This window comes from Dyadobacter sp. 676 (genome assembly GCF_040448675.1).
Classification (GTDB): Bacteria; Bacteroidota; Bacteroidia; order Cytophagales; family Spirosomataceae; genus Dyadobacter.
In genome coordinates, this window is record NZ_CP159289.1 from 5,812,171 (window position 1) to 5,822,364 (window position 10,194).

Below are 10,194 nucleotides of genomic sequence, written 5' to 3' on the forward strand. Positions count from 1 at the left end.
AACTATTGCATTGCCCTTTCTCTCTTTGTCGAAAATCGCATAACAGGTTCATTATTTTACCGAAGTTTCATGCCCATGTACAAAACCCTGGCCTGTCTCGGCCTGCTTTTTTTCGGTGGTAGCCCGTCTGTCGCACAGGACGGCCCGGTTTCTCCGTCCGCAATGCGGGAAGATTTTCAGTTTATCCGCCGTCAGTTGTTTCAGGCCCACGCCAATCCCTTTTCCCGATTATCCAGGGAAAGATACGAGGCTTACCTGGACTCCCTGGAAGCCGGGCTGACCGCGCCGCTGCCGGTTGCGGATTTCCGCGAAAAAGCAACCCTGGCCCTGCTCCCTCTGGGCGACGAGCATGCGGCCGTTTCCTCGGGCAAGGCAGCAGCGGGGCACAAAGCTCCCGCCTGGGCCGACAGCGTGGCGACCAATATCAGCTACCGCCGGCAGGGCAATACCGGCTACATTTTCGCCCGGTCGTTCGCAACAAGAGGAAACGCGGACCTGGCTGTGTATCAACGTTGTATCGACAGTATTTTCGCCATGGTCTGGCGGGATGGCATAATGCGCCTGGCGATCGACGTGAGCAGCAACGATGGCGGGGCGTCGGCCGTTGGTAATATGCTCATCAGCCATTTTCACCCGAAGCCTTACCGGACCTATTCGATGAACTGGAAGCGGAGCGACGAGTACCTTGCCCGGCTGACTTCCTGGGGATTCACCGACGAAACCTACCGGAAGGCTGCCCCTGGGGAGATATTGCGTTATCCTTCCCGCACCGTCACGCCCGAAAAGACGTCCGGGCCTTTCAAGGGAAAAGTGATCGTGATTATCGGGCCGGGTACCTTTTCCAGCGCGATTATCTTCGCTACGCTCGTGCAGGATAACAAGATGGCCCTGTTAGCGGGTGAGTCGCCGGCAAACGGTCACCCGACCCATTTCGGCGAAATGTATTCGGTCGTTCTTCCCAATACCCGACTGGAGTTGCGTTTTGGTGTGAAGGAGTGGATCAGACCGGCCGGGCGGGGTACCGTGAATAAACTGGTCCCGGATATTGCTTTTAAACTCCCCGCCGACGGAGACTATGCGACGATTTTAAAACGGCTCCCCTGGTAGCCGAATGGAGCAACATACATTTTGCCAAAGCGCAATTGAACGGCGTTCAGCCATTCATCGGTTTGGACATAACAAATTGCTCGGTCAGTTTCAGGGCCAGCGCATCGATGTTGTCGACACGTAATTTTTCGAAAATCCGGTGTTTGTATTCGGCCACCGAGTCGCGTTTCACCTTCGCGGCTTCGGCGATCTGCTTGTAGGACGCGTTGGCGGCCAGCAGGTCGGCTATCAGCCTTTCCTTTCTGGTAAGCTGGCGGTTAAGGGGATCGGCGGCGATGTGTGAAAGCAATATCTGCTGGATATCGAACCCGATAAATTTTGCTTTGCTCTGAGCCACCCGGATCGCTTCGATAATTTCTACCGGATCGGATTTTTTGGAGATCAGCGAATGGATGCCCGTCCGGATGAATGCATAAATGTACTCGAAATCATCGCCCAGGTGTACGATGATGGCCGTGTCGGGATTAGACTCCCTGAATGAATCCAGTAATGAGGCGTCTTTTCCGTCCGAAACGCCGGCATCGAGAATGACCGTGCCGATCCTGAAATTGTTGCTCAGTAAAAGGCTGTTTTGAATGGTGTCCGCTTCCAGGATTCGGGAATCGGGAAATTCGCTCACGATAATCGAACGGAGGCCAATATTCAATAGGGGGGTTATCTGTAACGATCAAAATCGCCATTTGATGACGTGGGTTATTAATATTCAGGAGTTAATAAATATGCGTTTCGTGTAAAGCAGGAAGGGTTTCGAAGCAATCCCGAACGACCGCTTCAAAACCCTTTACCTGGTTTTTACCTCGAAACGGCTACCTTTTGTGTGCTGATAGTGCCGTCAAACAGGGTCAATGAAAGTGTATAAATGCCGGGTGACAGACTACGGACATCCAGACCTTCGGCAGGGACGCCATTGCTTTTGAGCACTTGTATGCCCGACACGTTCGTCAAAACGGCCTGCTTGACCTGGTCACTGCCCCGGACCAGCAGCTTGTCGGCCACGGGATTCGGGTATGCGGTCGCAAGGGCGCCTTTTATTTTCACTTCGCGGATGCTGCTGAACGCATGGCCGCCCTCGGTATGGTCTGCGGCACGGTCGATCATTTTCAACCGGTACAGGTTGGTGCCGATGGCAGGATTACCGTCCGTGAATGTGTAGTTGACGACAACTTTACTTTCCCCGCGTGACGCTACCGAGCCGATGTTCGTCCAGGTCTTGCCGCCCTGGCTCCGCTGGATTTCAAACCTGTCGCTGTTGATTTCCTCGGTGGTTGACCAGGAAAGCAGCACTGTACCGCTCTCAGCGACCGCAGTAAACCGCGCCAATGTAACCGGTAGCGGGTTTTCGAAGGCGATGAAATAGTCTTCGACTTCCCCGTTTTCCGCTGCTCCGTTAACGCTTCCGGTAGTCAGCGGATCGGTCGTGATCCTGAACCTGGCATAAACACCGGTCGTTCCGGTTGCACCGCCCAGTGTTGCGGACGGCCATGTCAACGCTGCTGTACTGCTGCCGGACGCGACGGTCGTACACACGCCTTCCGCCGCATCGAATACGCCGTTGTTGTTCCAATCGATCCAGCCGCACAAATTCGCGGTGCTTCCGGTGGTATTTACTACCGACAGGTCGACAGTGTAATTGGTCACTGACTTGGTAGCACCGCCCTGGATCTCGGGGAACAACGCTACTCCGTCTTCGTCCTGGTCGCCGGCATTATTATCGCCGACGGCGTTAGTGGATGGAACCCCGTCGAGCTCGCTGTCGATGAGGCTGCCCAGCGAAAGGAAGCTGGTTACTTTGTGGGATGGTCCATTGCTGGCCGCCAGGGTGCTGTACGAATCCGGTGCATCGCCGTAATCGCAGCCTATACCGATGGTGATGTCGTCGATCGCGAAATCGTTTCCGTAAACACCGGGTGTTTGCTGATTGTTGCGAATAATAAAATCGACGGTACCGGACGCGTCAGCTGTAAATGTAAAGCTGTATTGACGCCAGTCGCTGTCGAAGGTGTAGGGAATGTCGCCCGTGGACGCGGACGATATCAGGGCGCCTGACAGATTGCGAGATTCCAGTACCAGGTTCGGCACTACATAGCCGGGCGCGGTGGTCAGGTTTGTAGCCCAGAGCGACAATGAATAGGTGGCTCCGGGAAGCAAACCGCTAAACCTTCTGCGGAAAACTTCGTCCTGGCCGTAACCGCCATTCACATGCATGAAATAGCCTCCTACATCGCCCGGTGTGTGGTCGAGGCCTGGCGTACCGTTGTACATGAGGGAAAAGTTGTTGACCAGACTGTAAGTTTCCGCGCCGAGCTCATCATAGTGGTAGGGGCTGTAAATGGTGGACGTAACCGATGGCGTGTCGGAGCCGGAGGCACCAAAAGTTTCTACGTATGGTGTTCCGCAGGAATTGGAAATAACTGACGATTGAATGTTGTAATTTACAAATTCCAGGTGCACGGTTTCCCCGGCTGTTACTGTCACCGTCGCGGTGCGCGTCGGGATATCGGTAGCCACCGAGCCGCCGGCCGTGTTGATCTTGATCAGCTCCCAGGATGCCGGTGTAGCATTTTCCGAGATTGTATACGTGCCTGGGGGTACATTGTAAATAACGGTATTGGCAGTTCCTGAGGGATGTACCGTGTGGTCGTTCAGCCAGCCACCGTCTTCCCTGCGCTGAATGAGGCGTCCGCGTCGGGCGAGACTTCCTGTAAATTTCGCATAGTTTGTCAGGATAGGCGTGTCGCCATCCGCGCCTGCCGATATACCGCCGTTGCTGGGGCCCACTCCCAATCCCGAAGAGTTCGGGTCAAGAACCCATGTGGTGCCGGATAAGCGATAGCTTTGTCCGCTGTTGACTGCCCAAACCGACCCGTCGGCTGCGACCGTCACATCTAGAAACCCTCCGCCGGGAAATACATCGGTCACCGTTGCCGTGCCGCCGGATGTTGTCACTCTGCTTACGACCCCCGTACTCTCGTCGAGCACATACACCGAGCCATCGGGCGCTACGTCCAGGCGTGTTCCGCAAACATTGGGGAAGGGCGTGAATGTAGAACCGCCGTCCCACCGGTGTAACGTGTAGCAAGGCCCTGCGCCGGCCAGAATATAGGCAGACTGAACTGTTCCGGCCGAAATTCCCACATCCACCGCATTGATGGAAGTGCTTAGCGGAAAGAAGTTGCTACCATCCCATCCAAAAACAGCGCCTTGCGCATTCACCAGGATCGGGGTGCCGTTGTTGTAAACATCGACCCTCGTACCTGCACCCGGCGCGGCAATCCAGTTGGTAGCGCCGGCAGGCCGGTAGTACACCAGGCCGTTATCGGGCGTGTTGGTCGTTGCCGCTACGGCCCAGACAGTATTGTCTCCACCCATACCCACATCCTGCATCGAAATAAAAGCGGGATCGTCGTTCAGGGTGAACGAGCTGCCGGATGGCAGGTTGGAGGTGAAACTGAAATCAATCCCCGGAGAAACCTCGGATTGTGCTTTCTTAGCGATCACAATCGTGGAAAGCGGGGCAAGCTCGCGCGACGCGAACGTATACGCAGTGAATGCATCCGGCGAAAGGGGAGCCGTTGTGGTAATGGAGCCGGCATTCAGGTCGCTGGCGCCGCCCAGTACCGAAGTCGGGTCAACTGCCGATGGGATAGCGACCCATTTGGTCCCGTCCCAGCCGGCGATGGTCAGGCTGGCCAACTGGCTGGCGGTGAGCGACGAAATACCGCTCGTCGCATCCCAGGTCAATGTCAAAGGTGTCGCCGCGCTGCCGTCAATATCCCAGTACTCGACCGTACTAACGGCGGTTACGCCCGCGCCCATACTGCTCGTTGCGAAGGGCCCGCCATTAGGGAGGGCCGCATAATTACCGCCGGTGAAAACGTTGCTGGTAACGGCTGTATTGGGATCCGCACGGAAGTATGCACCCATCGTCCCGTCACCCGAAGCGGCGAACGGCCCCAGCGAGCCATTGTCGCCTACCGGGAAAATAAACTGGCCGGCACCATACTTACGCACGTACCCGTCCACATAGCCCGCATCGGATGCGCCTGTGGATGTAAGGTTGTCGCCGGCGAAATTCAGAATACCGAAGTTCCCCGCAGCACGCTCGGTGAGGATTACGCCCGGCTGCGCACCCGAACCTCCCGCGACAAAGTCGTGGTTGGCGAAAAAGGTCATCTGGGCACCACCGAATATCGTGGTGTTGCCCTGGCTGCCCTCCTGCCCGTAGGCGCTGATGTTAACCGCAAGCAATGCGGCCAGCACCCCTTTGAAGGTATTTGCCAACGATAAATTCAAATATATTTTCTTCATGTGATTTGCTTGCTAGTTGGTAATCAGACCGTGTTTCAGTCCTCGTTTTCAGCGAAACCGTCTATTCGATTTTGGTAATCGTCATGTAAGCGCGCCCGCATGTACCGGTCCATATAGGGTTGACAGGCGGGTTACCGTCGGTTTGCATGGTGTAGCCTTCCAGCGAAATAGCATCTCCGGTAGATAATTTTCCTGTGTATACGACAGATTGCCAGTCTCCAGCAGTACCTCCCAGCGGCGAAGTCCCCTTAAACAGCGGGCCGCCATTTTCAGACACCACCCAGATCCGCGTCCAAAGGACCACTCCGGCCCCTGTGGTACTATTACACGACAAGCCCACCTGCACTGAATAAGATCCGTCCGCAGGAATGTAATACCTGTTTTGTCCCGTCACCCAATTTTCGGCGCCGATTGTCGGAACCAGCGGAAGCCGCTGCGCAGGATCGTCATGGAAAGCGAAGGTCGGGACAACCGCCGGGCTGGTAATCGCCCCGTTGAAGACCGTTTGTGGAATTTTCGCCGTAGCCAGCGGCTGCCAGGTCGCTGTGCCGTTCGCATCGGAGGTCAGCACATAGCCCGTTCCCTGCGAGCCGTCCGCGATGGTCAGCTTGCCCGTGTTTTTGTTAATACTGATTTTGTTGGCGGGATTCGTGCTTTCCACTTCCAGGTTGTTGTTCGGATCAATGGTCGTGGGATTGGACCCGATTTTCACTTGTGCGGACGAGATAGTCGCTGCTGTCAGCAAAAAGCCAAACGTCAGTGCTGGGATAAGTCGAATTGTGTTCATGTGATTATTAATTCAGTTAATTGATTGAATGAAATGATTTATCGCGACACGCGACAAATGATCCGGGCTTCGAAGTTTGGATATTTGATCAGGCCTCGACAAGGCGTCCCTTGTCTCGGCATGAACAAACATAGGATGCCTGACGAATTATTTTTGTAGATATTGGTAATTTGAAGTCGTAGATAATGCCCTACATCATTGAATTTTTACTACAAGCTGGCCGAGGACGCCAGTCGAAGCGCCGATACGCGGTCACCACGCCCGACATTGCCGGGCGTAAACCTTTCGCCGGGGAGAATTTGACGAATGTTAGTGAAGAACAGGGTTACCCTGTCTGCCGGAGGAGGCCTGTAATACGAAAAATTCTCACGAGGACAATTGTAACAAGCGTCCTAGTGAGAATTGAATGCCGCGCTATTGTTCCGAACCGCGGACGATCCGTAAACGGTACGTCAAGCTCACACCTGATCGTAATGCACTTCCAGGATTTTGAATTTTCTGATTCCGGCGGGCATTTTCCATTCGACCGTTTCGCCTTGGCAGAGGCCGATCATGGCCGCGCCCATAGGCGTGAGTATGGATATTTTTTGTCGGGTGATATCCGCCAGATTGGGCATGACGATGCTGAATTCCATTTCCTTGCCGGTGGTCAGTTCCAAAACTTTTACGCGTGAATTCAGCCGGATGCTGCCTTCAGGAAGTTCGTCTTCCTCGACCACAATGGCGCGGTTTAACTCGTAGGCAAGCGACATTTCGTTTGCGCCGGGGCTTCCGGGGAAATTGTTGGCAAATTGCCTGAGTAGCCGGAAATCATTTTTTCCGAGTATGACGGGGCTCGTGTTATTGCTCATGGTATTTTTTGGGTTTGTTGATCGTCGGCAACGTTGCCTTGGGATCATTGGGTTTAGGAATAGCCGATGCCGCTATTCTGCTTGAAAAGTGTTTTGGAGGTTCGACCAGTACTGGTAAACGAAAATTCTTTCCTGCCGCGACAGTCCCTCATTTGCTCTCGCAAGGCGGGCCAGAATCCTGAGAAACCGGTTTGTTGCCGTCTCGTAGGAGTTTGCGGTCCAATTCTTCGCCTGGGCCTGCCCGGTGCCTGTCTCGTCCAGTATAACGGCATTCTCACAAATGAAATGGGTAATGACCGACATGTCGGGCTTTTGACCGGCCGCCCCGGTTTCCTGCGGGCGGAGCTGCCCGTGCGTTCTGAAAAGTTGCTGCACTTTTTCCAGAGCCGGTGATATTCTCATTTTATCCATACAGTCCAAATTCGATTGATACTAACTGATTGCCTGCGCTGTGCCCGTGCGATCAATTGAGGGCAAGCGCTGCGAATTGATGGAAGACCTTTTCGTCCAACTTATAGCGATCGTTTAGGGTAAGGCTGCTACGGGCGTTGAAAAGGGCGTAATTAACCGCATTATACATAAGCCAGTAGGAGGGCGCCGCCCCCAGCAGCCGCTGCTCGATCCGTAGCCGTTCAAGGGCCTGCCTGGCCAGCTGGACCGGAATCGGCAGGTGTCGAAGCAGGTTTTCGTCTTTTCGTGTCATGGATTTTTCCTGGAAATACTCATACACCCGGGTTGTCAGCGTCGGTTCCTGTCGGGTAACCGCGCTCAGCAGGTCGGTTAATTGCTTCTGGAAGCATTCCGAGGTCTATCTTGCGGTTTCCCTTCTGCTTACGCAATTGCGGCAGCGGTTCGCCGGAGGAGCTGCCCGCCCGCCGGTGACTTTTGGAAGCCGGATGGCCCCGCAGCCAGTCCTGGTAGTGGGCAAGTTCCGAGAAAGAGTCGGCCCAGCCCATCAGTCCGTTCTGGCATATAGCCCTGTACATGCTGCCTGTAAACAGGCCGCCGTCCGCGAGCGTCCGTCCCTGCACACTGAAAGGCGTTTTGCCGTTATAGCCGTTTGTTACGATAACGCTGCGTTTGAGGTGCTCGCCACCGATGGCCAGTTCTTCGGGAAGGATAATGCTGATGCTGAACTCGCCGGTGATCGTATGCTTGATCTGAAGTTCGTAACGTTCAAACAGGTTATCCACCGCCTGCCGGATCATGGCATTCGGTATCACGGTGTATCCCGCGCTTTGTATGCCGAAAACCGTTTTCCTGTGCCCGTACGGCTTACCTACGATCAGTTGCTGCCGGTCGGTGGCGATGATGTCGTATTCGGGCAGCATATCGGCCAGCAAAACGGAGTCGACCGGATAGCAAATCTCCTCCCAGGATGTGGCTGTTTGCGGTATCGCGCTCAAATAAGTCATAGCAACTGTTTTTACAATTGTAAATTTACAGCCGGAATACCAATTTCCAAACCACGTCGCACTTAATTTGACAAACCGGGTAAGATGCGTCGCGGCATTTTGCCCCTTCCCGGCGCAAGAACTGCACATTTTTTGTAAACCCGACGGCGTACATTTGCATCGTAAACATTGAAAAACATGGCCAGTGAAGTTCTGTTATATATCAATAGCCATCTGGACAGCAAAATTACCCTGGACACCTTGTCCGGCCTGACCGGCTACTCACCCTTTCATCTTCAGAAGAAGCTGAGCGCCGAATTGGGTAAAAGTCTCGGCAGGTATATCCAGGAGCAGCGCTTGCATACCGCGGCCTATTTTCTGGCTTTGACGCGCGTGCCGGTCAATGAAATAAAATACCTGGTCGGTTTTGAAGACGACAGTTCTTTCGGAAGGGCATTTAAAAAGCTGTACGGTGTGCCGCCGCTGCAATACCGCAAATCGAAAAAGCACCGGCAAGCTTTCCCGCTGCGGACATTCCGGTACATTTCCGCAAAAGGCATGATTTACAACGAGGCGCCCAGAACCGCGCGCGTTTTTGCGTCAAGGGGCGATTATTTCTCCGAGGGCATTTACGGAATATGGAAGGAGGTCGCGGCTTATATCAGGTCCATCGGCAAAACGCCCGAAGATTTCAATCATTATGCGATCCTGCACGAATGCCCGCATCTTACCGGCAGCAGGGACTGCCGTTACGACGCCGCTATCGTGCCGATAGGATTTGAGCTTCCCGAAGATCCTTTCTGCCAAACCGCTGTCTTCGATGGCAGGTACATCAGGTACGACTTCTGCTGCCAGGTGAGGGACTATGAGGCGGTCAGCGCGGAAGTGAACCACACACTGGCGCAGCAGACGAATATACAGCACCGTTACGCGTGTCGTATTTCAGGTTCGGCGCCATGCCCGACCACACGAATCCCGACAATTTATTAATCAACTGGTATTTGCCCATACATTAATCAACCCATACGTAAATGAAAAGAAGAATAGTAGTATCCCTGCATTGCCTGGGGATAGCAGGACTTGTTTTTGCCTTCGGGGATCTTTTGATAGACCAGGAGAATGTGATTTTTAAAGCCGCGCGGGAGCCTGTGAATTTTGCGGAACTGACCACTTCCACCTCCTATCTGTGGTGGGCGGGGCGGGGATTTCTGGGAGTATTCCTCGAAATGGTCGGGACCGTCGAGTTGTACCTCTATCTGCAAAAGACAGTGGCGGAACGATGGGCATTTGCGGGGCTCTTGCTTACGCTTACGCATCAAATGATGGGAATGGGTGTTTTTGCGATAGCTTATTTTATGTTTCCCGCCGCGGGGCACCTGTTCCGGGCGGGGGTGCCGGATGTGATGTCGTATGTGACCATGCAAGGGCCGCTGGCGGGCTTTTTCGGGGTTTCCCTGTTGAGTACCCTGGCGGGGTTGTTCTGCATGGCAATAGCCGTTCAAAAGAGCGGAAAATTGCCATGGTGGACCGGTTGGCTGGCTTTCCTAGGCTTTGCCCTGATTCCGGTCCCCGGCGTAATCGTTCAGTTCCTGGCTAACGGCCTGTGGGCGTCGGCGTATTTCCGGATGGCGGTTTACATCGGTAAAACGATGGACGAAAGAGAGCCGGAGCTTCAATTTTAAAATGTTGGTTTTTACCAAATATTTCAAAAATCCGACCGCGCAAATTTGTACCGTCGAAACTCTTA

Annotated in this window: 10 protein-coding genes; 3 read left to right on the plus strand and 7 right to left on the minus strand. The window is 54.1% G+C overall.

Annotated elements, in window-relative coordinates:
* Nucleotides 1-75 precede the first annotated feature (75 nt).
* Nucleotides 76-1,107 carry a S41 family peptidase gene (locus ABV298_RS25695; RefSeq protein ID WP_353718992.1) on the plus strand — a complete coding sequence of 344 codons (1,032 nt, stop codon included), beginning with the start codon at nucleotides 76-78 and terminating at the stop codon, nucleotides 1,105-1,107.
* A 46-nt stretch (nucleotides 1,108-1,153) separates the two neighbouring features.
* On the opposite strand, the gene ABV298_RS25700 is transcribed toward ABV298_RS25695, so the two are convergent.
* The 7 genes from ABV298_RS25700 to ABV298_RS25730 form a co-directional block, all read right to left on the minus strand.
* Nucleotides 1,154-1,753, minus strand: coding sequence for a LuxR C-terminal-related transcriptional regulator (locus tag ABV298_RS25700; protein ID WP_353718993.1), 600 nt, complete (start codon nucleotides 1,751-1,753; stop codon nucleotides 1,154-1,156).
* Nucleotides 1,754-1,899: 146 nt separating this feature from the next.
* Complete coding sequence (locus tag ABV298_RS25705) at nucleotides 1,900-5,415, minus strand: GEVED domain-containing protein (protein WP_353718994.1); 3,516 nt, start codon at nucleotides 5,413-5,415, stop codon at nucleotides 1,900-1,902.
* 61 nt (nucleotides 5,416-5,476) lie between these two features.
* Nucleotides 5,477-6,202, minus strand: a complete 726-nt coding sequence (locus ABV298_RS25710) for a hypothetical protein (protein WP_353718995.1) — start codon at nucleotides 6,200-6,202, stop codon at nucleotides 5,477-5,479.
* Nucleotides 6,203-6,660: 458 nt separating this feature from the next.
* Entirely contained in the window at nucleotides 6,661-7,053 is a 393-nt protein-coding gene (locus tag ABV298_RS25715; RefSeq protein WP_353718996.1) for a GreA/GreB family elongation factor, read from the minus strand.
* Nucleotides 7,054-7,125: 72 nt separating this feature from the next.
* Nucleotides 7,126-7,464: a hypothetical protein gene (locus ABV298_RS25720; RefSeq protein WP_353718997.1), complete on the minus strand. Its 339-nt coding sequence runs from the start codon at nucleotides 7,462-7,464 to the stop codon at nucleotides 7,126-7,128.
* A gap of 52 nt (nucleotides 7,465-7,516) precedes the next feature.
* Complete coding sequence (locus tag ABV298_RS25725; protein ID WP_353718998.1) at nucleotides 7,517-7,756, minus strand: hypothetical protein; 240 nt, start codon at nucleotides 7,754-7,756, stop codon at nucleotides 7,517-7,519.
* 19 nt (nucleotides 7,757-7,775) lie between these two features.
* Nucleotides 7,776-8,468: a hypothetical protein gene (locus ABV298_RS25730; RefSeq protein ID WP_353718999.1), complete on the minus strand. Its 693-nt coding sequence runs from the start codon at nucleotides 8,466-8,468 to the stop codon at nucleotides 7,776-7,778.
* A gap of 177 nt (nucleotides 8,469-8,645) precedes the next feature.
* Between ABV298_RS25730 and ABV298_RS25735 the strand changes: the two genes are divergently transcribed.
* Together ABV298_RS25735 and ABV298_RS25740 are read left to right on the plus strand one after the other, a co-directional pair.
* A complete protein-coding gene (locus tag ABV298_RS25735) occupies nucleotides 8,646-9,437 on the plus strand; it encodes an AraC family transcriptional regulator (protein WP_353719000.1) in 792 nt (263 codons plus the stop codon).
* A gap of 41 nt (nucleotides 9,438-9,478) precedes the next feature.
* The gene (locus ABV298_RS25740) at nucleotides 9,479-10,129 is read left to right on the plus strand and encodes a hypothetical protein (RefSeq protein WP_353719001.1); all 651 of its coding nucleotides are present in this window, start codon (nucleotides 9,479-9,481) and stop codon (nucleotides 10,127-10,129) included.
* Nucleotides 10,130-10,194 lie beyond the last annotated feature (65 nt).